We start from the raw sequence: 26,448 nt of genomic DNA, 5'->3' as shown, positions 1-26,448 counted from the left end.
GTCGAGCCGCCCGCCGGAGCAAGTAAAGTAGCCCGTCCAGGCGATGAACGAGCGCGCGCAGTCCCTTCCTCCCGGCTTCATGGTGGTGCACGGCAACCGCCCAGAGGCCCTGCGCGACCTGCTGGTGGCGTGGACGGCGCGCCATCCGCTGGCGCCGCTCGAAGACGAAGTGGTGCTGGTGCAGAGCAACGGCGTCGCCCAGTGGCTCAAGCTTTCGCTCGCGGCGGACCGCGGCCAGGGCGGCATCGGCGTCGCCGCGGCCCTGCGCACCCAGCTGCCCGCGCACGCGCTGTGGGACGTCTACCGCGCGGTGCTCGGGCGCGATGCCGTGCCGGCCCACTCCCCCCTCGACGAGCCGCGGCTGGTCTGGCGCCTGATGCGGCTGCTGCCGGCGCTGCTGGACGGGCCTGAATTCGCCCCCCTCCGGGGCTTCCTGCAGGACGACGAGGACCGCCGCAAGCTGCACCAGCTCGCGCTGCGCGTCGCCGACCTCCTCGACCAGTACCAGGTCTACCGCGCCGACTGGCTGGCGCGCTGGGCCCGCGGCGATGCGGTGCTGACGCTCGCGGGCGGCCCGCGCGAGATCCCGGTGCCGGACAACCTGCGCTGGCAGCCGCGCCTGTGGCAGGCGCTGCTGCAGGACGTCGGCGCCGCGGGCGCCGCCGGCGGCCGCGCCGAGGTGCACAGCCGCTTTCTCGCCGCGGTGCGGGATTGGCAGGGACCGCGGCCGGCCGGCCTGCCGCGGCGCATGGCCGTGTTCGGCATCTCCTCGCTGCCGCGCCAGGCGCTCGACGCGCTGGCGGCGCTCGCCCGCTTCAGCCAGGTGCTGCTGTTCGTGCACAACCCCTGCGAGCACGACTGGTCCGGCATCGTCGCCCCGCAGGACGCGATGCGCCGCCGACGCCAGCAGGCGCGCCCCGGCCGGCGCGCCGAACCCGGCGCCGGGGCGCTGCACCTGGACACGCAGCCGCTGCTCGCCGCCTGGGGCAAGCAGGGCCGCGACTACATCGGCCTGCTGGAGGATTACGACCGGCCCGACAGCTACCGCCAGCGTTTCGGCGAGATCGGCCAGCGCATCGACCTGTTCGAGCGCAGTCCCGCGGACACCGTGCTGCGCCAGCTGCAGGACGACATCCTCGACCTGCGGCCGCTGCAGGAAACGCAGGCGGCCTGGCCCGAGGTCGACCCCGACCGCGACGCGTCGATCGCGTTCCACGTCGTGCACAGCCCGCAGCGCGAAGTGGAGGTGCTCCACGACCAGCTGGTCGCCGCCTTCGCCGCCGACGACACGCTGCGGCCGCGCGACGTGATCGTGATGGTGCCGGACGTGTCCGCCTACGCGCCGCACATCCGCGCCGTCTTCGGGCTCACCGACGTCGGGGACAGCCGCCACATCCCCTTCAACGTCGCCGACCAGGGCCAGCGCCAGCAGGACCCGCTGCTCGGCGCGCTGGAACGGCTGCTGAACCTGCCGCGCGAACGCATCGCGGTCAGCGAAGTGCTGGACCTGCTGGACGTGCCGGCGCTGCGCGCGCGCTTCGGCATCGCCGAGGACGACCTGCCGCTGCTGCGCGGCTGGATGGAGGCCGCGCGCATCCGCTGGGGCCTGCATGCGCGGCACCGCGCCTCGCTGGGGCTGCCCGAAGGCCTGGAGCAGAACAGCTGGCGCTTCGGCCTGCGCCGCATGCTGCTGGGGTATGCGGCGGGCCAGGGCGAGGCCTGGAACGGCATCGAGCCCCTGGCCGAAGTCGGCGGCCTCGACGCCGCGCTGCTCGGGCCGCTGGTGCGCCTGGTCGAGACGCTGGAGGCGCACTGGCAGACTCTGGACCAGCCGGCGCCGCCGGCGGTGTGGGTGGCGCGCCTGCAGCAGATGCTGGACGACTTCTTCGCGGCGGCCGAAGGCAGCACCGACGGCCTCACGCTGCTGCGCGCGCAGTCCGTGCTGGACGACTGGCAGCTGGCCTGCGAGGAAGCGCAGCTCGCGCAGCCCCTGCCGCTGTCCGTGGTGCGCGCGCACTGGCTGCAGAGCCTGGAGCCGCCGGGCCTGCGCCAGCCCTTCTTCGCCGGCGGCGTGACCTTCGCCTCGCTGATGCCGATGCGGGCGATCCCCTTCCGGCGCATCGCGCTGCTCGGGATGAACGACGGCGACTACCCGCGCTCGCGTCCGCCCATGGACTTCGACCTGATGGCGCTGGAGCACCGCCCCGGCGACCGCTCGCGGCGCGAGGACGACCGCTACCTGTTCCTCGAAGCGCTGCTGTCGGCGCGCGAGCACCTGCACGTCAGCTGGGTCGGCCGCAGCATCCTCGACAACGAGGAGCGCCCGCCCTCGGTGCTGGTCGCCCTGCTGCGCGACCACCTCGCGGCCGGCTGGCGCCTGAAGGCTGCGAAGGACGCGGCCAAGGCCGGGCGGGAGCTGGTCGATGCGCTCACCGTGCAGCATCGCCTGCAGCCTTTCCATCCCGCCTACTTCGACGGCAGCGACCCGCGCCTCTTCAGCTACGCCGACGAGTGGGCCGCGGGCGGGCAGGCGCCGACCGCGGCCGGGGCCGCGCTGGATCCTCCCCTGGTGCAGCCGAGGCTGACGCTGTCCGTGCTGGGCCGCTTCGTGCGCAATCCCGTGCGCGCCTTCTTCGAACACCGCCTCGCGGTGCGACTGTCCGACGAGGACGCGGCCGCGCAGGACCAGGAGCCCTTCGGCCTCGATGGGCTCGAGAACTGGAGCCTGCAGGATGAATTGATCCGGGTGCAGCGGGCGGCGGTGGACGCCGGGGCGGCGCGCGAGCCTGCGCTGCAGTCGCGGCTGGAGCGCTTCGCCGCCCGCGGCGAGCTGCCGCACGGCGCCTTCGCGCGCCAGGTCGCGGCGGAGCTCGCCGAGCCCATGGAACGGCTGTTCGACAGGTACACGCAGCTGCTGCGCGACTGGCCGCGCGCGCTGCCGGACGAGCCGCTCGCGTTCGCGCAGGAGGGCACGCCGCCGCTGCTGTTCGAGGACTGGCTGTCCGGCCTGCGCGCGAATGCCGAAGGCGCCCGTTGCCGCCTCGTGCTGGAGAGCAGCGGACTCGTCAGGGAGCGGCGCTGGCGCTACGCGCGCCTGCTCCCTCAGTGGGTGGCGCACGTGGCCGGCCACCTGCAGGGGCAGCCGCTCACGACGCTGGTGGTGAGCAAGGCCGGCGTCGCCACGCTGGCGCCGCTGGCGCCGCAGGCGGCACGCGCGTGGTGGAACGCCCTGCTGGAGGCGTGGCGCGAAGGCATGTGCCGGCCGCTCCCCTTCTGCGTGGAGGCCGCCGCCGGCTGGCTGCGCCACGCCGAGCCCGAGAAGGGCGAACCCGCGCCCGACAAGGCGCGCGAGGAGGCGCGCAAGGGGCACGAAGCCGAATGCGCCTACGACGCCTTCCTGGCGCGCGCCTTTCCCGACTTCGACGCCTTCTTCGGCGCCGACTTCGAGCACTGGGCGAGCACGCTGCTGCAGCCGCTGCGCGCCCACCTGGGCGCGGCGCCCAAGGGAGACGCCGCATGACGCCGGCCCTGCTGGACCCGCTGCGCTTTCCCCTGCGGGGCAGTGCGCTGATCGAGGCGAGCGCCGGCACCGGCAAGACCTTCACGATCGCGGCCCTGTACCTGCGACTGGTGCTGGGCCACGGCGGCGAGGCCGCCTTCCGGCAGCCCCTGACGCCGCCGGAGATCCTGGTCGTGACCTTCACGGAGGCGGCGACCAAGGAGTTGCGCGACCGCATCCGCGCACGCCTCGCCGAGGCGGCGGACGCCTTCCTGCGCGAGGATGGCGCCGCCGATTCCCTGCTGCAGGCGCTGCGTGCCGACTACCCGCCGGCCGAGTGGCCCGCCTGCGCGCAGCGCCTGCGCCTCGCCGCCGAATGGATGGACGAGGCCGCGGTCTCCACCATCCACGGCTGGTGCAACCGCATGCTGCGCGAGCACGCCTTCGACAGCGGCAGCCTGTTCAGCCAGACGCTGGAGGCCGACCAGACCGAGCTGACGCAGGAGGCGGTGCGCGACTACTGGCGCACCTTCTTCTACCCCCTGTCGCCCGAGGATGCCGACTGCGTCGGCGGCTGGTGGAGGACGCCCGACGCGTTGCGCTTCGCGCTGCGCAACCTGCTGGCGCAGGCGCGGCATCTCGAGGACGCGCCCGAGCCGGCCGTGGCCCTGCGCGACGCACGGCTCGCGCGCGAGCAGCAACTGGACGCGCTGCGCGGGCCCTGGGCCGCCTGGTGCGAGGAACTGCAGCATCTGCTGGACGCAGCGGTGGCCGCGAGGAAGGTGGACGGCCGCAAGCTGAGGAAGGCGGACTACGACCGCTGGCTGCAGAAGCTGCGCGACTGGTGCGCCGGCCCGCAGGCGGTGCCGGAGCTCACGGACACCGCGTGGGGGCGGCTCACCCGCGCGGGCCTGCGCGAGGCGTGGAAGAACCCCGAGGAGGCGCCGCAGCACGAGGCACTGGACGCGCTGGAGCAGTTGCGCGAGCAGCTCGCCTGCCTGCCCGAATGCAGGGACGCGGTGCTCGCGCATGCGGCGCGCTGGGTCGCTGCGCGCATGGCGGCGGAGCAGCATCGCCGCGCCGAGATGGGCTTCGACGACCTGCTGACGCAGTTGCACGACGCGCTGCGGCGCCCCGACAGCGGCCCGCGGCTCGCAGCCCTGATCCGGCGCCAGTTCCCGGTGGCGCTGATCGACGAGTTCCAGGACACGGACCCGGTGCAGTACGGCATCTTCAGCGCCGTGTACGCCCCGGGCGAGGCGCGCGACGACACCGCCCTGATCCTGATCGGCGACCCGAAGCAGGCGATCTATGCCTTCCGCGGCGCCGACATCCACACCTACCTGGAAGCGCGCCGCGACACCGCGGGCCGGCACGCGACGCTGGGCACGAACTACCGTTCGACGAAGGGAATGGTGGGTGCGGTCAACCACCTGTTCCTGCAGGCCGAACGTCGCCCCGCGGGCGAGGGCGCCTTCCTGTTCCGCGAGGAGGGCGGCGACAACCCGCTGCCCTTCCTGCCGGTGCAGGCGAAGGGTCGCGACCAGCGCTGGCGGGTCGCGGACGCGGAGGCGCCGGCGCTCACCTGCTGGTGGCATGACGAGGGCGCGGCGCTGCGTCCGGGCGAGTACCGCGAGGCGATGGCCGTCGCGACGGCCACCGAGATCGTGCGCCTGCTGCGCCTCGCGCAGCAGGGCCGGGCCGGCTTCGTCGACGAGCGCCGCAAGCTGCAGCGCCTGTGCCCGCGCGACATCGCCGTGCTGGTCAACGACGGCAGCGAGGCGCGCGCGGTCCGCCAGGCGCTGCAGGAGCGCGGCGTGCGCAGCGTCTACCTGTCCGACCGCGACAACGTCTTCTGCAGCCCCGCGGCCGCCGAACTGCAGCGCCTGCTGCAGGCCTGCGCCGCGCCGGAGGACGGGGGGCTGGTGCGCGCCGCGCTGGCGACGGCCCTGCTGGCGCTGGACTGGAAGGCGCTGGACCGCCTGAACCACGACGAGGTGCACTGGGAGGAGCAGCTGGAGCGCTTCCGCGCCTACTGCGACTGCTGGCAGCGCCAGGGCGTGCTGCCGATGCTGCGCCGGCTGCTGCACGACTTCCACGTGCCCGGCCGCCTGATCGCGCAGGGCGAGGAACGGCTGCTGACGGACCTGCTGCACCTGGCGGAACTGCTGCAGCAGGCCAGCATGCTGCTCGATGGCGAGCACGCGCTGGTGCGCCACCTCGCCGAGCAGCGCGCCGAAGGCCCCGTGGCCGCGGACAACCGGCAGCTGCGCCTCGAAAGCGACGCCGACCTGCTCAAGGTGGTGACCGTGCACAAGTCCAAGGGGCTGGAATACCCGCTGGTCTTCGTGCCCTTCCCCTGCGCCTGCCGGCCGGTGAAGGCCGATGACGTGCCGGTCAAGTGGCACGACGAAGAGGGCGCGCTGCACCTGTCGCTGCGCCCCGACGACGCAGTGCTGCAGCATGCCGACCGCGAGCGCCTGGGCGAGGACCTGCGCAAGCTCTACGTGGCGATGACGCGGGCGCGCTTCGCGACCTGGATCGCCGTGGCGCCCACCGGCGATCTCGAACGCACCGCGCTGGGCTACCTGCTCGCGGGCGGCGAAGCGATCGCGCCGGGACAGCTGCAGGGGGTGCTGGAGGCGACGCTCGCGCCGTGCACCGCGATCGCCGTCGCGCGGGCCCCGGAAGCCGCCGCGGACCGCTACGAAGCGGAGGCCCCGCCCCTGCAGCTCGCCCTGCCGCCGCCCCTGCCTGCGCGGCCGCCCGAGCCGTGGTGGATCGCCAGCTACTCGCGGCTGCGGCGCAGCACGGGGACCCTGCAGCACGACGCGGGTGCCGCGGAGACCGCGCAGGAGGAGACCTGGCTCGAATCCGCGCAGGAGCGGCGCCCGGAGGGCGTTGCGCCGGCCGCGGCGGGCACGCTGCACGAGTTCCCGCGCGGCCCCGCCGCGGGCAGCTTCCTGCACGACCTGCTGGAATGGGCCGGTCGGCAGGGCTTCGGCGCCACGGCGAGCGCCGACCTGGAGGCCATGCTCGCGCGCCGCTGCCGCCCCGCGCGCTGGGCGCCGCACCGCGACGCGCTGCGCGCATGGCTCACGGGCTGGCTCGCCACGCCGCTGGACCTGCGCCGCCTCACGCCCGGCGCCCTGCCGGTCGCGCCCCGCGAGCTGCCCGCGCTCCAGCCCGAGATGGAGTTCTGGCTCGCGACCACCCGCGTCCAGGCGCAGGCGCTCGACGCGCTGGTGTGCCGCTACACGCTCGAAGGGATGCCGCGCGCCGGCCTGGAGCCGGACTGCCTGAACGGGATGCTCAAGGGCTTCATCGACCTCGTGTTCGAGCACGAAGGCCGCTACTACGTCGCCGACTACAAGTCGAACTGGCTGGGGCCGGACGATGCGGCGTACACCGTCGCGGCGATGCGCGACGAGGTGCTGCACCACCGCTACGACCTGCAGTACTGCCTCTACCTGTTCGCGCTGCACCGGCTGCTGCGGGCCCGCCTGCCGGACTACGACTACGGGCGCCACGTCGGCGGCGCGGTGTACGTGTTCCTGCGCGGGCACGCCGCGCCTTCGCAGGGCCTGCACCTGGAGCGCCCGCCGGCCGCGCTGATGGACGCCATGGACCGCCTCTTCGGCGAGGAGGACGCGGCATGAACGAGGCGCTGCGCTCCCGCGAGGCCTGCCTGCGGCAGCTGGAAAGCTGGGTGGCGGCGGGCTGGCTGCGCGAACTGGATGCGGTGTTCCCCGCCTTCCTCGCCCGCGAAGTGCCCGAAGCCGATCCGCTGCTGCTGATGGCGGCGGCGCTCGCCAGCCACCAGCTCGGGCGCGGCCATGTGTGCCTGGACCTCGCGGGGCTGGTGCGCGATCCCGCCGAGACCCTCGCGATCCCGCCCGAGGAGGCCACGCCGCCACCGGTGCCGACGATCGAGCCCGCGGCCTTGCTGCGCGGCGTGGGCCTGGCGGACTGGCAGGGCGCGCTCACTCACGCAAGCCTCGTCGGCGGCGCGCAAGGAACGAGCCCGCTGGTGCTGGAAGGCACGCGCCTCTACCTGCGCCGCTTCTGGGAACACGAGCAGTCGGTGCGCGCCGGGATCCAGCAGCGGCTCGCACGCACCGAAGCCTGGAGCGACGATGCGCTGGAGCGCGCCCGTGCGGTGATCGAAGAACTGTTCCGGTCCGACCAGGAGGTTCCGCCGCCGAACTGGCAGAAGCTGGCCTGCGCCGTGGCACTGCGCTCGCACTTTGCCATCGTCACCGGTGGCCCGGGCACCGGCAAGACGACCACAGTGGTGCGACTGCTCGCGCTGCTGCAGCACCTCGCGCTGTCGGCGTCGGACGGCAGCGCGCGCCGGCTGCGCATTCGCCTCGCGGCGCCGACCGGCAAGGCCGCGGCCCGGCTCAACGCTTCCATCTCGGGCGCGATCGACAAGCTCCATCTCGGCCGGCTGGAGGGCGGCGAAGCGGTGCGGCAGGCCATCCCCCGCGAGGTGAGCACGGTGCATCGCCTGCTGGGAAGCTTCGGCGGCACGCGACGCTTCCGTCACGACGCCACCAATCCCCTGCCGCTGGACGTGCTGGTGCTCGACGAGGCCTCGATGGTGGACCTGGAGACGATGGCCGCCGTGATCGCGGCGCTGCCGGCGCGCGCGCGCCTGGTGCTGCTGGGGGACAAGGACCAGCTCGCCTCGGTAGAGGCCGGCAACGTTCTGGGCGAGCTGTGCAGCCGCGCCGACGGCGGGCACTACCTGCCGCGGACGCGCGACCGGCTCGAAGCGCTGAGCGGCGAGCGGATCCCTGCGGACTTCGTCGACGCGCGGGGCGAGGCGCTGGACCAGGGCGTGGTGAAGCTGCGCCACAGCTTCCGCTTCGGCGCGGCCAGCGGGATCGGGCAACTGGCGCAGGCCGTGAACGCGGGCGACGCGTCCCGGGCCCACGAGATCCTGCACGCGGGCCATGGCGACCTGGCCTGGATGGAGCTCGATCCGCGCGATGCCGCCTTGCGCCGGCTGGTGCTGGAGGGCCACCGTCCCTATCTCGAATGGGTGGCGCGCCGGCCACCGCCCGATGCACCTCGGGAGCTCTTCGACACCTGGGCGCGCTCGGTGCTGCAGGCCTACGCCGGCTTCCAGCTGCTTTGCGCGGTGCGTCGCGGCCCCCATGGCGTGGAAGGGCTCAACGAACGCATCGCGGCCCTGCTGCATGCCGAGAAGCTCACGCCGGCCGCGAGCGGCTGGTACGCCGGCCGCCCGGTGATGGTCACGCGCAACGACTATGCGCTGGGCCTCATGAACGGCGACGTCGGCATCGCGCTGCCGCTGCCGGTGCCCGAGGACCCGCAGCGCTTCCTGGTGCGCGTGGCCTTCGAGGGCAGCGACGGCGAGATCCGCTGGGTCCTGCCGAGCCGGCTGCCGGCGGTCGAGACGGTGTTCGCGATGACGGTGCACAAGTCGCAGGGCTCGGAGTTCGGCCACGCGGCCCTGCTGCTGCCGCAGGAAGCGAGCCGGGTGCTGACGCGCGAGCTGGTGTACACCGGCATCACGCGGGCCCGGGACCGTTTCACGCTCGCCTTGCCCGCGGGCGCCAGGCCCGTGCTGGACCTCGCGCTGCAGCGCCGCACCCGCCAGGGCGGCGTCGCGCCGCAGGTCGCCCCCGCAGGAGGAGTCCGTCCATGACCAACGAAGAACGCGCCGGCGTGCTGGCGCAACTGCTGGCCGAGCGCCACAGTTGCCGCGGCTTCCGGCCCGACCCGGTGCCGCGCGAGACCATAGAGCGCATCCTCGCGATGGCGCAGCGCACCGCTTCCTGGTGCAACGCGCAGCCGTGGCAGGTGCACGTCCTGTCGCACGAAGCGACGGCGCGCGTGCGCGAGGCGCTGGTGGCCCACGCGCGCGCGCATCCGCCGCAGCCCGATCTCGCTTTTCCCGCGGAGTACCTCGGCGTGTACCAGGAGCGCCGCCGCGCATGCGGCCTGCAGCTCTACTCGGCGACCGGCGTGCAGCGCGGCGACAAGGCCGCTTCCGAACGCCAGTGGCTGGAGAACTACCGGCTGTTCGGTGCGTCCCACGTCGCCATCGTCACGACCCACGCGCCGCTGGGCACCTACGGCGCCATCGACTGCGGCGCCTACGTCCACGGCTTCATGCTGGCCGCCTGGTCGCTGGGCGTCGCGAGCATCGCGCAAGCGGCCCAGGCCGCGGTCGCCGGCTTCTGGCGCGAGCGCCTGGCCCTGCCCGAGGACCGCCAGGTGGTGTGCGGCATCGCCTTCGGCTACGAGGACTCCGCGCATCCGGCCAACGCCTTCCGCACCGCGCGCGCGGAGCTGGCGCAGGCCGTGCAGTGGATCGAGTGACGCGCTTCAGCGCGCCGGCGCGGGCGCCATCAGCGTGAAGCCCTGGCGCGGCAACTGCAGCGCGACGACTGCGGCGGCGATCAGCAGCGCGCCCGAGGTGCCGAACGCGATCCAGTGGGTGCCGAAGCGCTCGTAGGCCCAGCCGCCGAGCCAGGAGCTGAGCGTCGCGCCGAGCTGGTGGCCGATATAGGCCATGCCGTAGAGGACGCCCACCAGGCGCACGCCGTACACGTCCGACAGGATCGCCGACGACAGGGCGATGCTGCCCGCCCACACCAGCCCGCCGATGGTGGCGGTGGCGTACAGCTCCCAATGCGTGCCGACGACCACCAGCGCGAAGAAGCCCAGTCCGCGCAGGAAGTAGATCGCGGCCAGGATGTTCCGGCGCGGCAGGCGGTCCGCCACGCGCCCCAGGATCAGCGTGCCCGCGATGGCGACGAAGCCGATCAGGCCGATGCCCATGGAACTGGTGAAGGCGTCGAAGCCGTGGTCCATCAGCATGGGCATGCCGTGGGTGCCCAGCAGGTTCATGCTGAAGCCGCAGCAGAACAGGCCGAAGCAGACCTTCCAGAACGGCGCGGTGCGCATGGCCTCGTGCAGCTTCAGGCTCTGCGGCAGCGTGCCGGCGCGGGCTTTCTGCGCCGCCGCTTCCTCGGGCAGCAGGTCGGTGTGCTCGGGCGCGGTGTCGCGGATCACGAACAGCGCCGCCGGCAGCGTCAGCGCGGCAAAGACCGCCGCGAAACCGGCCAGCGTGGCGCGCCAGCCGAAGGCCTCGATGGCCAGCGTGGTGACGGGCGTCATCACGGCCATGCCCGCCATGGAGCCGGTGGAGAGGAAGAACAGCGCCATGCCGCGCCGGCGCGTGAACCAGTGGCTGATCACCGGGGTCAGGGTCACCGGGCTGACGAAGGCGAGCCCCACCGAGAAGCCGACGCCGAAGGCCAGCAGGAAGGCGAGCGGATCGTGCGTGAGCACGGTCCACAGCACCGAGGCCACCACGATGGCCGCGCCCAGCAGCAGCACGCTGCGGGTGCCCCAGCGGGCGATCAGGTGCCCGCCGACGGGCATCGCGAGGCCGTAGCACAGCATGCCGACGGCCACGATGGTGGCCAGCAGGCTGCGGCTGAAGCCGAGGTCGTGCGCGATGGGCAGGAAGAACGGGCCGATCCCCAGCCGCATGCCCGTGGAGAGCAGGGTCAGGAAGGCGGCCGTGATGACGATGTTCCAGCCGAAGTACCAGCGGCTGCCGAATGCCGAAGCCAAACTCCACTCCTCGTGCTCCGGGGGTGAACGGCCCCGGTCGAGGCGTATTGTGGCGGCTTCAGTGCGCCGCAGCGGGGTTGGGGGCCATCAGGTGCGTCGCGCGGCGCGGCAACTGCAGCGCCACCAGGCCCGCGGCGAGCAGCAGCGCGCCGCAGCCGCCGAAGGCAGCCCAGTGCACACCGAAACTTTCGTAGGCCCAGCCACCCAGGAAGGAAGCCAGCGCGGCGCCCACTTGGTGGCCGAAATAGGCCAGCCCGTACAGGAGGCCCACCAGCCGCGGGCCGTAGGCGTCGGCCAGGATGACGGCCGACAGCGCCGCGCCGCCGGCCCACACCAGCCCCATGGCGGTCGCGGTGAGATAGAGCTCGAGGACCGAGCCCGCGAGCACCAGCGCGAAGAAGCCCAGGCCGCGCACGACGTACACCGCGGCGAGCAGGTTGCGCCGCGGGATCCTGTCCGACATGCCTCCGAGCAGCACCGTGCCCGCGATGGCGGCGACGCCGACCAGTCCGACGGTCAGCGAGCTGGTGAACGGGCCGAAGCCGTGGTCCATCAGCATGGGCATGCCGTGGGTTCCCAGCAGCTGCATGCTGAAGCCGCAGCAGAACAGGCCGAACGCGATCCTCCAGAACGTGCCGGTGCGCAGGGCTTCCATGGGCTCGAGCGGCTGGGGCAGGGTGGCCGCGTGGGTGCGCTGGGCCTGCGCTTCCTCGGGCAGCAGGTCGCTGCTGACCGGAGGCACGTCGCGGATCACGAACAGGGCCGCGGGGATGGTGCAGGCGGCCAGCAGCACGGCGAAGCCCAGCAGGGAGGCGCGCCAGCCGAAGAGGGTGACCGCCAGGGTCGCGAGCGGCGTGACCACCGCGATGCCCGCCATGGAACCGGACGCGAGGAGGAACAGGGCCATGCCGCGGCGCCGCACGAACCAGCGGCTGATCACCGGCGTGAGCGCGACCGGGCTGGTGAAGGCGAGGCCCACCGAGAGCAGGCCGCCGAAGGCCAGGAGGAAGCTCCAGGCCTCTCGGGTGTTCACGGCCCAGACGCTGGCGACGAGGACCGCGGCCGCGCCGGCCAGCAGCACCTTGCGGGTGCCGTGGCGCGCAACGAGGAAACCGGCGAGCGGCAGGGCGATGCCGTAGCACAGCATGGCGCCGGCCATGATCGCCGACAGCAGCGTGCGGCTGAACCCCAGCTCGTGTGCCATGGGCAGGAAGTAGGGGCCCATGCCCAGGCGCATGCCGGTGGACAGCAGGGTCAGCACGGCGGCGGCCGCGACGATGTTCCACCCGAAATACCAACGGGTGCCGATTTCCGAACGCATCCAGCTCCTCCAGTTCTTCTTGGGACCGCCCCCCTGGGCGACGGGACCGCGTATTGTTCGTGAGGCCTGCCGCGGAAATCCGGTTCCCCGCAAGGGTTTTGCCCTGCGTCAACATGTCGGGCGGGGCGCGCCGCGAGCAGGCCGGCCGGTAAGGCTGGTTTAATCGGCGGATGCCCGACTCCGCACTCTCCCCCGAACAGCTGGCCGAGCTGCGCGCCTGGGAAGGCCGCAGCGAGACGCTGCGCGACGAGATCACCGCCGCGCCCGTGCGCAATCTCTCGGCCACCCTGGACCGCGACGATCCGCTGCCGCAGGCCGGCACGGAACTGCCCCCGCTGTGGCACTGGCTGTACTTCCTGCCCGGCCATCGGCACGGCGAGATCGGCCCGGACGGCCACGCACGGCGCGGCGGCTTCCTGCCGCCGGTGCCGCTGCCACGCCGCATGTGGGCCGGCGGCCGCCTCAGCTGGCATGCGCCGCTGCGCGTGGGCGACAGCATCGAGCGCATCTCCCGCATCGGATCGGTGGCGCACAAGTCGGGCCGCAGCGGCGACCTGGTGTTCGTGACGGTGAGACACGAAGTGCGCAACGCGCAGGGGCTGGCGCTCTCGGAGGAACACGACATCGTCTACCGCGCGCTCGCGCAGGCCGGCGACCCGGCGCCCCCGCCGCAGGCCGCCCCGGCGGACGCGCCGTGGTCGCGCGAGATCGTGCCCGATCCGGTGCTGCTGTTCCGCTATTCCGCGCTGACCTTCAACGGCCACCGCATCCACTACGACCGCAGCTACGTCACCGAGGTGGAGGGCTACCCGGGCCTGATCGTGCACGGGCCGCTGATCGCGACCCTGCTGGTGGACCTGGCGCGCCGCCAGCGGCCGGACGCCACCCTGCGCAGCTTCGCCTTCCGCGCCGTCCGCCCCACCTTCGACCTGCATGCCTTCCGCGTGAACGGCAAGCCGTCGGAGGACGGGCGCGGCGCGCAGCTGTGGGCGCAGGACCATGAAGGCTGGCTCACCATGCAGGCGGAGGCGCAGTTCGCGTGAGCGCCGCACGGCCGCCCGAAGGCGCGAAAGCCCCCTCGGGGGGCAGCGCAGTACACGAAGTGACCAGCGTGGGGGCCGGGAAAGCGGCGCGCCGGCCGCTGGAGGGCGTGACGGTCGTGTCGCTCGAGCACGCGATCGCCGCGCCCTTCTGCACGCGGCAGCTCGCCGACCTGGGCGCGCGCGTGATCAAGGTGGAGCGTCCCGGCAGCGGCGATTTCGCGCGCGCCTACGACGACCGCGCGCAGGGCCTCTCGTCGCACTTCGTGTGGGTCAACCGCTCGAAGGAAAGCCTCACGCTGGACCTGAAGCAGCCGCAGGCCATGCAGGTGCTGCGGGAGCTGCTGGCGCGCGCCGACGTGCTGGTCCAGAACCTCGCGCCCGGCGCGGCCGAACGCATGGGCCTCTCGCATGCGCAGCTCGCGCCCTCCTGCCCGCGGCTGGTGGTGTGCGACATCTCCGGCTACGGCAACGACGGCCCGCACCGCGACCGCAAGGCCTACGACCTCCTGATCCAGAGCGAGGCGGGCTTCCTCTCCGTCACCGGCACGCCGGAGGAGCCGTGCAAGGCGGGCATCTCCATTGCGGACATCGCGGCCGGCATGTATGCGTACACCGGCGTGCTGGCCGCGCTGCTGCAGCGGCAGCAGACGGGCGAGGGCTCGCACGTCGAGGTCTCGATGCTCGAGGCGCTGGGCGAGTGGATGGGTTTTCCCATGTACTACGCCTACGAGGGCGCCACGCCGCCGCCGCGCAGCGGCGCCGCCCACGCCACCATCTATCCCTACGGCCCTTTCGCCGCCGGCGACGGCAAGACCGTGATGCTGGGGCTGCAGAACGAGCGCGAGTGGAAGGCCTTCTGCGAGCGGGTGCTGCAGCAGCCGGAGCTGGCGGTCGACCCGCGCTTCGATAGCAACTCGCAGCGCAACCGGCACCGCGACGCGCTGAAGGCGATCATCCTCGAAGCCTTCGGGCACCTGAGCGCGCAGCAGGTGATGGACCGCCTCGACGAGGCGCAGATCGCCAATGCGCGGGTCAACACGGTGGGCGAGCTGTGGGAGCATCCGCAACTGCGCGCCCGCGGCCGCATCGCGCAGGTCGATTCCCCCATGGGGCCGCTGGCGGCGTTGCTGCCGCCGGGCGTGCACAGCAGCTTCGACTACCGCATGGACGCGATCCCCGCCGTGGGACAGCACACCGAGGCGATCCTGATGGAACTCGGTCGCGACGCCCCTGCCATCGCCCGCCTCCGGGCGGCCGGCGCGGTGTGAATGCGAAGATATTTGGTACGGCCGGGAAGGGCGCCAAAAGTGCTGCTATAATCTGAGGCTTCGCGGCTGTAGCTCAGTTGGATAGAGTACTTGGCTACGAACCAAGGGGTCGTGGGTTCGAATCCTGCCAGCCGCGCCAATAAAATCAACGGGTTAGCTCTCACAAGGGGCTAGCCCGTTTTTCTTTTCGGCGCTGGGGGTGGCGCGGACGACACAGCACCCTTGTCGGTGCCGCGCGCAGGCTGGTGCGGCCGACGTCCGCTTCAGGCTCATTCGGCACGAGCGTCACCACTGGCGAGTGGTACTGGAAGACGGTGTCGAAGTGGCTCTGGCGCAAATCCCTGGCTTCTGTATCTTGGCGACTCGGGATCGAATTCCTGCTGCAATCTGGGTGTCTGCCAAGTGCACGCGTCCGGCATCTCGGCCCTTCCTGGCATGTTTCCTTACCAATCGCACAACAGTTTCCTGGGCGTACCTCGCGAGCAGCCGCGCCGTTTCGCCTTTGCCGGTATCCCCTACGACGGCGCCGTCACGAACCGCCCCGGCGCACGTTTCGCGCCCGAGGCGATCCGTCGCGCGAGCCTGATGATGTGCGATGCCACGCATCCGCATTTCGATGTCAGTCCGAGCTACACGCTGACCGATGTCGGCGACCTTCATCTGCCGAACACGAGCCTGGTCGCGGCGCAGGCGGCGATCGAGGAGCAGGCCGCTTCGCTTCTGTCGAGACATCACATGGTCTGGGTCGGAGGTGATCACTCGGTGACGCTGTCGTTGTTGCGCGCCTATGCCCGCCACCACGGCCGACCGCTCGCGATCGTCCATTTCGATGCCCACTGCGACACCTGGAGCGATCATTTCGGCGAGCCGGCAGGCCATGGCACCTGGACCTACCAGGCCTTGCAGGAAGGATTGCTGCTGCCGCAGGCCACCGTGCAGGTCGGCATCCGCTCGGCAGCGGTCAAGGATGCCCGCGAGCACGTGACCCGGCTGGGCGGACGCGTGTTTACCGCTCGCGAATTGCGGGGCTGCGAAAGCCCGAATCAACTCGCGGGGGTCTGCGATGAAATCCGGCAGCGCATGAAATCCGCCGGTCATCCGCCGGTTTACCTGACCCTCGACATCGACTGTCTCGACCCTGCCTTCGCTCCCGGCACGGGCACGCCCGAACCGGGGGGGCTCACCAGCAACCAGGTGTTGACGCTCATCGAGGAGCTGGCGGGACTCAATTGGGTCGGCATGGATTGCGTCGAGGTCTGCCCGCCTCACGACCATGGCGAGATGACGAGCGCGGCGGCAGCCACTTTCGTCTGGACCTACTTGTGCGGCCGTTTGGCGCATCGACCCGGTTGATGCGCGTGGTATCAGGACCTATGAATCAAGATCACCGTACGATGGCAGACATCGTTCCACTCACCCTGGACAGTGAAGCGCTGCGAGCTGAGCTGGAGTCGACCGGAGTTCGATCCGTCGAATGCGCGCTGGGCGACTTCACCGCCATCGCGCGCGGCAAGATCGTGCCCACCGCAGACCTGATTTCTGCCGGGGGTTGCAAAATGCCCTCGGTGCTGTTCGGGATGAGCACCACCGGCGGTGCTCCGATGGATCTTTTCGGAAGCGTCTTGCCCAAGGGCTATGGCGACATGCACGCCTTGCCCGACCTGGCAACGCTCGCACCGCGCCCGGGGCGGCGCAACGAGGCTACGGTCATTTGCGAGCCGACCGGCCGCTGGTTCTCGTCGCGCTACGAACGGGAAGTCGATGCGAGCGAACTGTCGCCGCGTGCAGCGTTGCGCCGCGTGGTGGCAGCTTACGAGAGCCAGGGGCTCGAGGCCAGTGTCGCGCCGGAGCTGGAAATGTTCCTCCTTCAGCGCGAAGAAGGGGGCGACGGGATTCGGCTTTGCGGTGCCCGCGCCCGTCCTGGCGCTCCCGCACGCGAGGCGGCCTGCGAACAATATTCGCTCGAACGTCTCGCCCACTTCGAGCCCTTCTTCGACGACTTGTATGCCGCCGCCGAGGCATTGACCATCCCGCTGGCCGGCTATCAGCACGAAGCCGCCTTCACTCAATACGAGGTGAACTTCTACCCCGGAAAACCGCTGGCCATGGCGGATGCGGTGTTCCGTTTCAAGCGCCTGGCCCGCGAGATTGCCGCGCGTCATGGATTCCTGGCCAGTTTCGCGGCAAAGCCTTTCCTGGACCAGCCGGGTACGGGCATGCACTGGCATTTCAGCGTCCAGCGCAGCGGAGAGGCGTGGCCGCATCTGTTCGCCACGCCGCAAGGCGCATCCACGTCGGCCTTGATGCACTACATCGCTGGCCTGCAGTCCCACGCGCGCGGCGCGATGGCGATCTTCGCGCCATACGACATGGCGTTCGACCGCATCGTCATGAACGACGCCTCGCCCACGCATGCCAACTGGGGCGACGACGACCGGCACGCGGCATTCCGCATTCCGGCTTCCAGTGGCCCCGGCCGCCGAGTCGAAAACCGGCTGCCCGGCGGCGATGCCAACCCTTACCTCACGGTCGCCGCGACACTGGCCATGGGACTGGCCGGGCTGAACGCCGAACGCTTGCCGCTGGCAGGCCAGCACGAAGCGAGCGCGCTGCCGCGGTCGCTGCCGGAGGCACTGGCTGCACTCGAGGCGGATGGCGCCCTGCGAAAGTGGCTGGGCGATCCCCTCGTGGATTTGTACGTCGCAGTCAAGCGCCACGAGCACGCGGAACGGCAGGCTCTGGCCGATCCGCGTCGCGAGTGGGACTTGAACCACCTGATCGAGCTTGCCTGAGCCTTAGTCGCAGGCCGCCCACGATTCTCGCGGGACGGGGTCGGCGAGGATCTTGCCTGACTTCCCTATGCTGCCATTGACCAGGTTGGCCAGGATCTTCGCGGCGGGTGCAAGCGCCTCCAGCGGCGTGTAGCCGTAGCCGACCACCAGGCCGCGCGAGGCAGGCGGCGCGAAGTAATAGCCGGAAAGGGGTTTGACGGCGAGTTTCTTCCGTCCTGCGGCAACCGCGATCTCGACGTCGTCGCAGTCGTCCGGCAAGTGGATGACCATGTGCAAGCCCGTGTCGGCCTGCGACAGTCGCGCCGCCGGGTCGAGAAACTTTTGCAGCGTGTACTGCAGGATCGCCCGGGACTGTCCGTAGCGATTGCGCAGATTGCGGATGTGGCTGGCGAAATGGCCCTCGCGGATGAAGTCCGCGAGAGCTGCCTGCACCGCGATCTGGCCAGGACGCTGCACATCGGACAAGCCGATGCGAAATCCCTCCAGCAGGTCTTCGGGTACGGCGATATAGCCGATCCGGATCCCGGGGTAGAGCACCTTGGAGAAGGTGCCCAGGTAAAGGACACGGTTCTGGTCGTCGAGTCCCTGCAGCGAGGCGAGCGGCTTTCCGTTGTAGCGGAACTCGGCGTCGTAGTCGTCTTCCAGGATCCAGGCGCCGTGGCGGGAGGCGAAATCGACCAGAAGCCGCCGCCTTGCCAGGCTCATCACGACATCGGTCGGATACTGATGCGAAGGCGTCACGTAGATCATTCTCGGCCGGGTTGCCAGGTCGGCTTCCGAGGGGTTGATCCCCTCGTCGTCGACCGCGATGGGCCGGATCTTGAATTCATTGGCCGAGAAGATGCGATGCGCTCCCCAGAAGCCCGGGTTCTCCATCCAGATCGGGTCCCCGGCATCACATAGCAAGCGGGAGCACAGGTCGAGCGATTGCTGCGTGCCGGCAGTGATCAGGATCTGCTCCGGGTCGATGCGAACCGAGCGTGCCAGGCGCAAATGGTCGGCCAGCGCCTCACGCAAGCCCGTATGGCCGCCGGTGCGCGAGTAGTCGAGAAAGCTTTGATCGGGCGCGCGCCAGTGGCGGGTTTGCAGCTTCTGCCACAGCTTGTGGGGAAACTGAAAGAAGCCATCGACTTCCGGCACCAATCCTTCGATCTCGAAATGTTGCCGCGACGGGAACTGCGTCAGCCGCTTGCCGCGCGCCGAGAGTTCGCGCGGCGTGTGCACCTTGCGTCGCGTCGCGGTGTTGCCGTGGGAGGGCCGGGTGTCTGCGACATAACTGCCGCTGCCGGTGTGGGCCTCGATGAAGCCTTCGGCACGTAACTGTTCGAAAGCCTGCAGGATCGTGTTGCGGGCGCAACCAAACTCCACGGACAGGCTGCGCGTCGAAGGCATCTTGGTGCCTGCCTGGATCGAACGATCGAGGATCGCGCGCCGCACGATCTCGAAGATGCGTCGATGCATGGGCAATTTCGCGTGGCAAGGTGCATCCAGGTTGACGAGGATCAAATCGGAAATCGGGGAATTCATTCTGGTCTCGTGACGAGAGCTGGCAGCACGGGAGTGCCGGTATCAGCATAGCCGAAAGTGGTACCACCGGGCCACGAAAAAGCGGCGCATCAAGGGAGCCAAAACCAAACCTACATTGAAGACGCCAGAGCTCGAATCGGCTCATAACTAGATAGAGGAGACATTGTGAGAGTCGGCGTCACCAAGGAAATCAAGAATCACGAGTATCGCGTTGGCATCACGCCCAATGGGGCAGCAACGCTGGTACGACACGGACATTCGGTGCTGGTCGAAGCAGGTGCCGGCGCCGGCGTCGGGTTTGCCGACGCCCAGTATGCGCAAGCGGGGGCGCGCATCGTCCCCTCGGCCGACGAAGTGTTCGACCAGGCCGAGATGATCGTCAAGGTCAAGGAGCCGCAGCCGGTCGAGTGCAAGCGCCTTCGGCCCGGTCAGGTGCTGTTCACGTACCTGCATCTGGCTCCGGACCCGGAGCAGACCCGGCTGCTGCTGGAATCCGACAGCGTCGCCATCGCCTACGAAACGGTCACGGACGGCAACGGCGGGTTGCCGCTGCTCAAGCCCATGTCGGAAGTTGCCGGCCGCATGTCCATCCAGGCGGGCGCCCATGCCCTGGAAAAGGCCCAGGGCGGGCTCGGCGTGCTGCTTCCGGGCGTTCCGGGTGTGCCGCCTGCGCGCGTCCTGGTGCTGGGCGGCGGGGTGGTCGGAATCAACGCGGCGCGCATGGCCATGGGCCTGGGCGCGCAGGTCACGGTGATGGATGTTTCCCTGCCGCGGCTCACGCAGATCGACAGCGATTTCGGTCCGCGCCTGCTGACCGAGGTTTCGACCCGAGAGAACATCATGGCGCACTTGCCGCAGACCGACCTGGTGATCGGGGGCGTGCTGATTCCGGGCGCGGCCGCACCGAAGCTCATCTCGTGCGAGATGCTTTCCGCGATGCGCCCGGGCAGCGTCATCGTCGACGTGGCCATCGACCAGGGTGGCTGCGTCGAAACCAGCAAGCCGACCACCCACCAGAATCCCACCTATGTGGTCGATGGGGTCGTGCACTACTGCGTGGCCAATATGCCCGGTGGAGTGGCGCGGACATCGACCCTGGCGCTGACCAATGCGACCCTGCCCTTTGTCGTGCAGCTGGCGAACAAGGGTTATCGCAAGGCGCTCCAGGAGGATCGCCATCTGCTGGCCGGGCTCAACGTGCATCGCGGCGAGCTGACCTACGAAGCGGTCGCCCGCGACCTCGGCCTGAAGTACACGCCCTACCAGGTGAATTGAGCATGATTCGTCGAGCCACACGTCGTCCCGTGGTCGGCATTGTCTCGTGCCTGAAAACGCCGGCAGGAGAAAACCCGTTCTATCGCGTCGACTGCAAGTATGTGGATGCGGTGGTCGATGTTGCGCAGTGCACGCCACTGGTCGTGCCGCCCATCGGGGCGCGACAGGATGTGGATGACGTGCTGTCGGTGATCGACGGCCTGCTGTTCACCGGCTCGCCGTCCAACATCGAGCCTGGCCGCTACGGCCAGGTGCTCAGCGTCGATGAGCATTTCGACACCGAGCGGGATGCGACGAGCTTGCCGCTGCTGGCGGCGGCAATCGAGCGGCAGGTCCCCTTCTTCGGCATCTGCCGCGGCATGCAGGAATTGAACGTCCATTGCGGCGGCACCCTGCACCAGGCAATTCACGACCAACCGGGCTTCGACGACCACCGTGTCCGCAAGGAGGTGTCCCTGGACGAGCAGTATGGCCAACGCCATCGCGTGAATCTGGTGGCCGGCTCGAGACTCCAGGCGATCTACGGCGGCCGGGATGCCGTGGAGGTCAATTCGCTGCATGGCCAGGGGGTCTCGCGTGTGGGTCGGGGCCTCAAGGTCGAAGCCCTGTCGCCGGATGGCGTGGTTGAAGCGCTGTGCGTCGAGACGAGCGACACGTTCCAGCGCGCGGTGCAGTGGCACCCCGAGTGGCGCGCAGGGGAGAACCCGGATTACGCCGTGCTGTTCGAAGTCTTCGGCGCTGCGTGCGGCGCGGCCAAGTTGCGCATGAACAAGAGATAACGGAGACGATGGACCGGCCGGCACACCGCGGCGGTTCAGGAAGGAAGATCACTATGGACGACATTGCCAGAATCGAGCGGGAAAACATCGGCTTCAACGAGATGGACGCCTGGCTCAACAAGAACGGCGTCACCGAGATCGAGTGCCTGGTCCCGGACCTGACGGGAGTTCCGCGCGGAAAGATCCTGCCGCGCGGAAAGTTTCGGGAAGAGCGCGGCATGCGCTTGCCGGAAGCGGTGCTCGGCATGACGGTGACCGGCGAAGTTCCCTCGAGCGACGTGTTCAACTCGATCATCAGCGAGGCCGACAGCGACCTTATTCTCAAGCCGGACCCCAATACCGTCCGGATCGTTCCCTGGGCGTCCGATCCGACCGCCGAGGTCATTCACGACTGCTTCACCGTCGACAACAAGCTGGTGTCCTACGCGCCGCGTTCGGTGCTGCGCCACGTTCTCGACCTGTACGCCCAACGCGGCTGGAAGCCGGTGGTAGCGCCGGAACTCGAGTTCTACATCCTTGCGCGCAACACCGACCCCAACCAGCCGCTGGAGCCGCCGGTCGGACGAAGCGGGCGCTCCGAATCCGGCCGCCAGGCCTACAGCATCGATGCCGTCAACGAATTCGATCCGCTGTTCGAAGACATCTACGAGTACTGCGACAAGCAGGAACTGGAGATCGACACGCTGATCCACGAGATCGGCACCGGGCAGATGGAAATCAATTTCCTGCACGGTGACCCGCTCGAACTGGCTGACAGCGTCTTCTATTTCAAGCGGACGGTGCGCGAGGCTGCCCTGCGCCACAACATGTACGCCACGTTCATGGCCAAGCCGATGGCGCACCAGCCGGGATCGGCGATGCACATCCACCAGAGCGTGGTCGACATCGATAGCGGGGAGAACCTCTTCAGCAACAGCGATGGAAGCGACAGCAGCCTGTTCCGCGGGGCCATCGGCGGGCTGCAGAAGTTCCTGCCTTCCACGATGGCGTTGCTGGCGCCCTACGTCAACTCCTATCGCCGGCTGGTCCGGGATACCGCCGCGCCTACCAATGTCCAGTGGGGACGGGACAACCGCACCGTGGGCATCCGGGTGCCCCATTCCTCGCCCAAGGCGAAACGGCTGGAAAACCGCGTGGTCGGCGCCGATGCCAATCCCTATCTTGCGATGGCCGCAACGCTTGCCTGCACTTACCTGGGCATGGTCAATCGCGTCGAGGCATCGCCCGAACTGCGCGGCAACGGCTACAACCACCCGCACGAACACGAGCTCCCCCGCAGCCTCAACGAGGCGATCGACCTGCTGCGCGAAACCAAGGCGCTGCACGACGTCCTGGGCCGGAGCTTCATTGCAGTCTATTCGTCGGTCAAGGAACTCGAGTACACGGAATTCATGCGGGTCATCAGCCCCTGGGAGCGGCAGCATCTGCTCCTGCATGTGTGAAACGAACCAACAAAGGTGTCCAACGTGTCTGCTAACGAAACAACGACCGATACGCGCGAATTGCAGCGCCGCGATTCGGCCCACTACATGCATCCCTTCACCGACACCAAGGCGCTGTCGGCCCAGGGAGCCCGCATCGTCGTGCGCGGAGAGGGGGTCCATATCTGGGATTCCGAAGGCAACCAGATCATCGACGGCATGTCCGGCCTGTGGTGCGTGAACATGGGTTATGGCCGCCACGAATTGATCCAGGCCGCCACCAAGCAGCTGCGTGAGCTGCCGTTCTACAACAGCTTCTTCAATACCTCGGTGGTTCCGGCGATCGAGCTCGCCGGGCTGCTCGCCGAAGTGACGCCGCCCGGCTTCGAGCACTTCTTCTTTACCAATTCCGGTTCGGAAGGCAACGACACCATCCTGCGCATGGTGCGCCGCTACTGGGACATCGAAGGCAAGCCGAAGAAGAAGACGATCATCGGGCGCAAGAACGGCTATCACGGCAGCACGGTTGCCGGTGCCTCGCTCGGTGGCATGAGCTACATGCACGAGCAAGGTGACCTCCCGATCCCGGGCATCGCGCACATCGAGCAACCCTATGCCTTCACGCTGGGCCGCGGCAAGGCGCCGGAAGACTTCGGGCGCGAAGCGGCGGGTTGGCTGGAGGCCAAGATCCTGGAGCTCGGCGCCGAGAATGTCGCCGCCTTCATCGGAGAGCCCGTGCAGGGGGCCGGGGGGGTCATCATCCCGCCGCCCGGCTATTGGCAGGAAATCGAGCGCATCTGCCGCAAGTACGACATCCTTCTGATCAGCGATGAAGTGATCTGCGGTTTCGGTCGCCTCGGCCGCTGGTTCGGCTGCGAGTATTTCGGGTTCAAGCCGGACTTGATGACGTTCGCCAAGGGGGTCACCTCAGGCTATCAGCCGCTCGGCGGCGTGGCCGTCGGCGAGCGCGTTGCATCGGCCTTGATCGGGAGGGGAAGCGACTTCAATCACGGCTTCACCTACTCCGGTCATCCGGTCGCCTGCGCCGTCGCCGTTGCCAATATCCGGCTGATGCAGCGGGAAGGCATCGTGGAGCGTGTCGCTGAGGATACGGGCCCCTACCTGCGCAAGCGCTTTCTCGAACTGGGCGATCACCCCCTGGTGGCCGAGCCGCAAACCTGCGGAATGACGGCCGGCCTGGTGCTGGTACGCAGCAAGTCCCACAACGAATACGCGCCGTTCGACGCGGAGGACGGCGTCGGCATGGTGTGCCGGCGCCATTGCTTCGAGGGCGGAATCATCATGCGCGCGGTGGGAGACCGAATGATCATTGCGCCGCCGCTGGTCATGAGCCACGCGGAGATCGACTTGATGTGCGGCCGCATTCGCGGCGCCCTCGACCGGACGGCGGACGAGTTGCGCCGCCTCGGGAAACTCTAGGAGCGCGCTTTCAGTCCGGGGCCGGATCCGCGCCCGTTCCTACATTCACTATATCCCGGAGGAGACTACACGATGTTCAGCAGAAAGATCGGAAGAAAAAAGAGATTCAGTTTGGCGATGTGCGGTGCGCTGGTGGGGAGTGCGCTGGCCCTCGGATTCGGCGCACCCGCCGCCCAGGCGGCCGAAGAGAAGGTCCTGAATATCTACAACTGGTCCGACTACATCGGCGAGGACACGGTTGCGAATTTCGAGAAGGAAACCGGAATCAAGGTTCGTTACGACAACTTCGATTCCAACGAAACCCTCCATGCCAAGCTGGTGGCAGGCAAGACCGGATATGACGTCGTCATGCCGTCTTCCAACTGGGGCAAGATCCAGATCGAAGGCGGCCTGTTCGCCAAGCTCGATCCAGGCAAGATCGCCAACCTGAAGAATCTCGACCCGTGGTTCATGCAGAACATCGCCACCATGGATCCTGGCAATCAGTACCTGGTGCCATGGCTGGGCGGCTTCACGACCATCGGCATCAACGTCGAAAAGCTCAAGGCGGCCCTGGGCGATCTGCCGATGCCGGATAACGCCTGGGATTTGCTGTTCAAGCCGGAGTACGTCAACAAGGCCAAGTCCTGCGGTGTCTCTCTCCTCGATACCGGCGATGAGGTCTTCCCCGCGGCGTTGCGTTACCTGGGCAAACCGGCATACAGCAAGAACCCGGCCGACTACAAGGAAGCAGCGGCCCTGCTGCAGACCATCCGCCCTGCCGTGGGCCTGTTCTCCTCGGCCGGCTACATCAACGACCTGGCCAACGGCTCGCTCTGCATGGTGCTGGGATGGAATGGCGACATCGCCATCGCGGCCGCCCGCGCCAGGGAAAACCGCACCGGAAACAACATCCAGCCGCTGGTCCCGAAGAAGGGTGCCGTGCTGTTCTTCGACACCATGGCCATTCCGGCGGATGCTCCGCATGTCGAGAACGCCTACAAGTGGATCAACTACATCCTTCGCCCCGAAGTGCAGGCCGGCATGGTGAACAAGGTGAAGTATCGCGGCCCGGTGCGTGCCGCCGATGCCCTGGTGAAGCCCGAGGTGAGCAGCAACAAGGCTGTCTTCATGTCGCCGGCGGATATGGCGGCGATGGTGCCGCCGGAAGCGCTCGGTAACGACATCCGTCGCCTGCGCACGCGGCTCTTCACGACCTTCAAGACCGGACTTTGATCTTCCGCCGGGATTGCCGCGCAAACGGCAATCCCCGGCTCCTGTCGTGCCGGATTCGGTTTGCGGTGAAAGGCGAACGGGAGACCCCTGCCCGATCCGAAATCGTCCCGCACGACAAGCAACAGGCAGAACTGATGAACATGACCTCCGCAGTAGTTGACCGCGCACCGGGTTTCCTGCGCATCGAGCAGTTGACCAAGCGATTTGATTCTGTCGCAGCCGTCGATGGCGTTTCCATCGACATCGCGCGTGGCGAGATCTTTGCCCTGCTGGGTTCCAGCGGCTGCGGCAAGTCGACGTTGCTGCGCATGCTGGCCGGCTTCGAGACACCGACTTCCGGGGCGATGTCGCTCGACGGACAGGACATCGTGACGATGCCGCCTTACCAGCGGCCGATCAACATGATGTTCCAGTCCTATGCGCTGTTTCCGCACCTGACGGTCTGGGAAAACGTCGCTTTCGGACTGAAGCGCGACGGCATGGCCAGGCACCTCCTGGACGAACGCGTCGACGAGATGCTGGGGATCGTCAAGCTCAGGCCCTACGCCAAACGCAAGCCGCACCAGCTCTCCGGTGGCCAGCAACAGCGCGTGGCGTTGGCGCGAGCGCTGGCGAAGAGCCCGAAACTGCTGTTGCTCGACGAACCGCTCGGGGCTCTCGATCGCAAGCTGCGCGAGCAGACCCAGTTCGAGCTCCACAGCATCATCAAGAAGGTCGGTGTCACCTGCGTCCTGGTCACTCACGACCAGGAGGAGGCCATGACCATGGCCGACCGCATCGCGGTCATGTCGGACGGGCGCTTCATGCAGATCGGCCAGCCCAACGAAATCTACGAAACACCCGGCTGCCGTTTCGTTGCGGACTTCATCGGCAAGGTCAACCTGCTTGACGGAGAGCTCGCCGAGGACAAGGCGGATCACTGCGTCATCAGCACGCCACAAGGCACGATCCGCGTGGGACACGGCATCACCGGCACTGTCGGCATGAAAGTCGCCGTCGCCTTGCGGCCGGAGAAGATTGTCCTGCGGCACGAGTGTTCCGCGGACTCCGACTACAACTGCCTGCCGGGAGAGGTGACCGACAGCGGCTACTACGGCAGCTTCTCGCTGTACCGCGTATTGCTGGCAAACGGCAAGAAGATCCAGGTGCAGATCGTGCATGCCGATCGCCATGACGAATTGCTGAAGCCCGGCGACCAGGTCTTCGCGGGCTTCTCGTCGGACGCCATGGTGGTGCTGACCAACTAGGGGC

The 26,448-nt window shown here is 69.0% G+C and carries 17 protein-coding genes and 1 tRNA gene; 15 read left to right on the top strand and 3 right to left on the bottom strand.

Annotation, left to right across the window (positions count from 1 at the left end; genetic code table 11):
* Nucleotides 1-43 precede the first annotated feature (43 nt).
* From recC to JJ685_RS19085, 4 genes are read left to right on the top strand one after another with little or no spacing between them, the layout of a single operon-like run.
* A complete protein-coding gene (recC, locus tag JJ685_RS19100; protein ID WP_201675927.1) occupies nt 44-3,520 on the top strand; it encodes an exodeoxyribonuclease V subunit gamma in 3,477 nt (1,158 codons plus the stop codon).
* A complete protein-coding gene (gene recB / locus JJ685_RS19095; RefSeq protein WP_201675926.1) occupies nt 3,517-7,158 on the top strand; it encodes an exodeoxyribonuclease V subunit beta in 3,642 nt (1,213 codons plus the stop codon). Before recC ends, recB begins: the two co-directional genes overlap by 4 nt.
* Nucleotides 7,155-9,176, top strand: a complete 2,022-nt coding sequence (gene recD, locus JJ685_RS19090) for an exodeoxyribonuclease V subunit alpha (protein ID WP_201675925.1) — start codon at nt 7,155-7,157, stop codon at nt 9,174-9,176. The genes recB and recD overlap by 4 nt, the downstream gene beginning before the upstream one ends.
* Nucleotides 9,173-9,853, top strand: coding sequence for a nitroreductase (locus tag JJ685_RS19085; protein WP_201675924.1), 681 nt, complete (start codon nt 9,173-9,175; stop codon nt 9,851-9,853). The genes recD and JJ685_RS19085 overlap by 4 nt, the downstream gene beginning before the upstream one ends.
* Before the next feature lie 6 nt (nt 9,854-9,859).
* Here the strand turns inward: JJ685_RS19085 and JJ685_RS19080 are convergent, their stop codons facing one another.
* Entirely contained in the window at nt 9,860-11,116 is a 1,257-nt protein-coding gene (locus JJ685_RS19080; protein WP_236599124.1) for an MFS transporter, read from the bottom strand.
* A gap of 58 nt (nt 11,117-11,174) precedes the next feature.
* On the bottom strand, nt 11,175-12,437 hold the full coding sequence (locus JJ685_RS19075; protein WP_201675923.1) for an MFS transporter: 1,263 nt from the start codon (nt 12,435-12,437) through the stop codon (nt 11,175-11,177).
* 170 nt (nt 12,438-12,607) lie between these two features.
* On the opposite strand from JJ685_RS19075, the gene JJ685_RS19070 reads away from it, so the two are divergent.
* The 5 genes from JJ685_RS19070 (at nt 12,608) to JJ685_RS19050 (ending at nt 17,540) form a co-directional block, all read left to right on the top strand.
* The gene (locus JJ685_RS19070) at nt 12,608-13,480 is read left to right on the top strand and encodes an FAS1-like dehydratase domain-containing protein (protein WP_201675922.1); all 873 of its coding nucleotides are present in this window, start codon (nt 12,608-12,610) and stop codon (nt 13,478-13,480) included.
* A gap of 68 nt (nt 13,481-13,548) precedes the next feature.
* Entirely contained in the window at nt 13,549-14,748 is a 1,200-nt protein-coding gene (locus JJ685_RS19065) for a CaiB/BaiF CoA transferase family protein (RefSeq protein ID WP_201675921.1), read from the top strand.
* Between the two features lie 62 nt (nt 14,749-14,810).
* A tRNA-Arg gene (locus tag JJ685_RS19060) sits at nt 14,811-14,887 on the top strand.
* Between the two features lie 296 nt (nt 14,888-15,183).
* Nucleotides 15,184-16,101, top strand: coding sequence for an agmatinase (gene speB, locus JJ685_RS19055; protein WP_201676234.1), 918 nt, complete (start codon nt 15,184-15,186; stop codon nt 16,099-16,101).
* 41 nt (nt 16,102-16,142) lie between these two features.
* On the top strand, nt 16,143-17,540 hold the full coding sequence (locus JJ685_RS19050) for a glutamine synthetase family protein (RefSeq protein WP_201675920.1): 1,398 nt from the start codon (nt 16,143-16,145) through the stop codon (nt 17,538-17,540).
* A gap of 3 nt (nt 17,541-17,543) precedes the next feature.
* Here JJ685_RS19050 and pdxR read toward each other — a convergent pair whose 3' ends face one another.
* Nucleotides 17,544-19,067 carry a MocR-like pyridoxine biosynthesis transcription factor PdxR gene (pdxR, locus tag JJ685_RS19045; protein WP_201675919.1) on the bottom strand — a complete coding sequence of 508 codons (1,524 nt, stop codon included), beginning with the start codon at nt 19,065-19,067 and terminating at the stop codon, nt 17,544-17,546.
* 165 nt (nt 19,068-19,232) lie between these two features.
* Between pdxR and ald the strand changes: the two genes are divergently transcribed.
* The 6 genes from ald (at nt 19,233) to JJ685_RS19015 (ending at nt 26,444) form a co-directional block, all read left to right on the top strand.
* On the top strand, nt 19,233-20,342 hold the full coding sequence (gene ald / locus JJ685_RS19040; RefSeq protein WP_201675918.1) for an alanine dehydrogenase: 1,110 nt from the start codon (nt 19,233-19,235) through the stop codon (nt 20,340-20,342).
* Between the two features lie 2 nt (nt 20,343-20,344).
* A complete protein-coding gene (locus JJ685_RS19035; protein ID WP_201675917.1) occupies nt 20,345-21,121 on the top strand; it encodes a gamma-glutamyl-gamma-aminobutyrate hydrolase family protein in 777 nt (258 codons plus the stop codon).
* A 53-nt stretch (nt 21,122-21,174) separates the two neighbouring features.
* Nucleotides 21,175-22,563, top strand: a complete 1,389-nt coding sequence (locus JJ685_RS19030) for a glutamine synthetase family protein (RefSeq protein WP_201675916.1) — start codon at nt 21,175-21,177, stop codon at nt 22,561-22,563.
* A gap of 24 nt (nt 22,564-22,587) precedes the next feature.
* Nucleotides 22,588-23,982 (top strand): aspartate aminotransferase family protein, encoded by a 1,395-nt coding sequence (locus JJ685_RS19025; RefSeq protein WP_201675915.1) that lies wholly within the window; start codon nt 22,588-22,590, stop codon nt 23,980-23,982.
* A gap of 72 nt (nt 23,983-24,054) precedes the next feature.
* Nucleotides 24,055-25,197, top strand: a complete 1,143-nt coding sequence (locus tag JJ685_RS19020) for an extracellular solute-binding protein (RefSeq protein ID WP_236599123.1) — start codon at nt 24,055-24,057, stop codon at nt 25,195-25,197.
* 140 nt (nt 25,198-25,337) lie between these two features.
* Nucleotides 25,338-26,444, top strand: a complete 1,107-nt coding sequence (locus tag JJ685_RS19015; protein ID WP_408015483.1) for an ABC transporter ATP-binding protein — start codon at nt 25,338-25,340, stop codon at nt 26,442-26,444.
* The last annotated feature ends 4 nt before the right edge of the window (nt 26,445-26,448 follow it).

The sequence above is a fragment of the Ramlibacter monticola genome (genome assembly GCF_016722785.1).
Lineage (GTDB): Bacteria > Pseudomonadota > Gammaproteobacteria > Burkholderiales > Burkholderiaceae_C > Ramlibacter > Ramlibacter monticola.
Note: the sequence above shows the minus strand (reverse complement) of the source record. Positions and strands in the feature narration are given on the sequence as shown.

Bases quoted from the DNA above. Each gene is read 5' to 3' on its own strand.
- recC (WP_201675927.1), top strand. From the start codon at position 44: ATGAACGAGCGCGCGCAGTCCCTTCCTCCCGGCTTCATGGTGGTGCAC.
- recB (WP_201675926.1), top strand. From the start codon at position 3,517: ATGACGCCGGCCCTGCTGGACCCGCTGCGCTTTCCCCTGCGGGGCAGT.
- recD (WP_201675925.1), top strand. From the start codon at position 7,155: ATGAACGAGGCGCTGCGCTCCCGCGAGGCCTGCCTGCGGCAGCTGGAA.
- JJ685_RS19085 (WP_201675924.1), top strand. From the start codon at position 9,173: ATGACCAACGAAGAACGCGCCGGCGTGCTGGCGCAACTGCTGGCCGAG.
- JJ685_RS19075 (WP_201675923.1), bottom strand. From the start codon at position 12,437: ATGCGTTCGGAAATCGGCACCCGTTGGTATTTCGGGTGGAACATCGTC.
- JJ685_RS19070 (WP_201675922.1), top strand. From the start codon at position 12,608: ATGCCCGACTCCGCACTCTCCCCCGAACAGCTGGCCGAGCTGCGCGCC.
- speB (WP_201676234.1), top strand. From the start codon at position 15,184: ATGTTTCCTTACCAATCGCACAACAGTTTCCTGGGCGTACCTCGCGAG.
- JJ685_RS19050 (WP_201675920.1), top strand. From the start codon at position 16,143: ATGGCAGACATCGTTCCACTCACCCTGGACAGTGAAGCGCTGCGAGCT.
- pdxR (WP_201675919.1), bottom strand. From the start codon at position 19,067: ATGAATTCCCCGATTTCCGATTTGATCCTCGTCAACCTGGATGCACCT.
- JJ685_RS19035 (WP_201675917.1), top strand. From the start codon at position 20,345: ATGATTCGTCGAGCCACACGTCGTCCCGTGGTCGGCATTGTCTCGTGC.
- JJ685_RS19030 (WP_201675916.1), top strand. From the start codon at position 21,175: ATGGACGACATTGCCAGAATCGAGCGGGAAAACATCGGCTTCAACGAG.
- JJ685_RS19020 (WP_236599123.1), top strand. From the start codon at position 24,055: ATGTTCAGCAGAAAGATCGGAAGAAAAAAGAGATTCAGTTTGGCGATG.
- JJ685_RS19015 (WP_408015483.1), top strand. From the start codon at position 25,338: ATGACCTCCGCAGTAGTTGACCGCGCACCGGGTTTCCTGCGCATCGAG.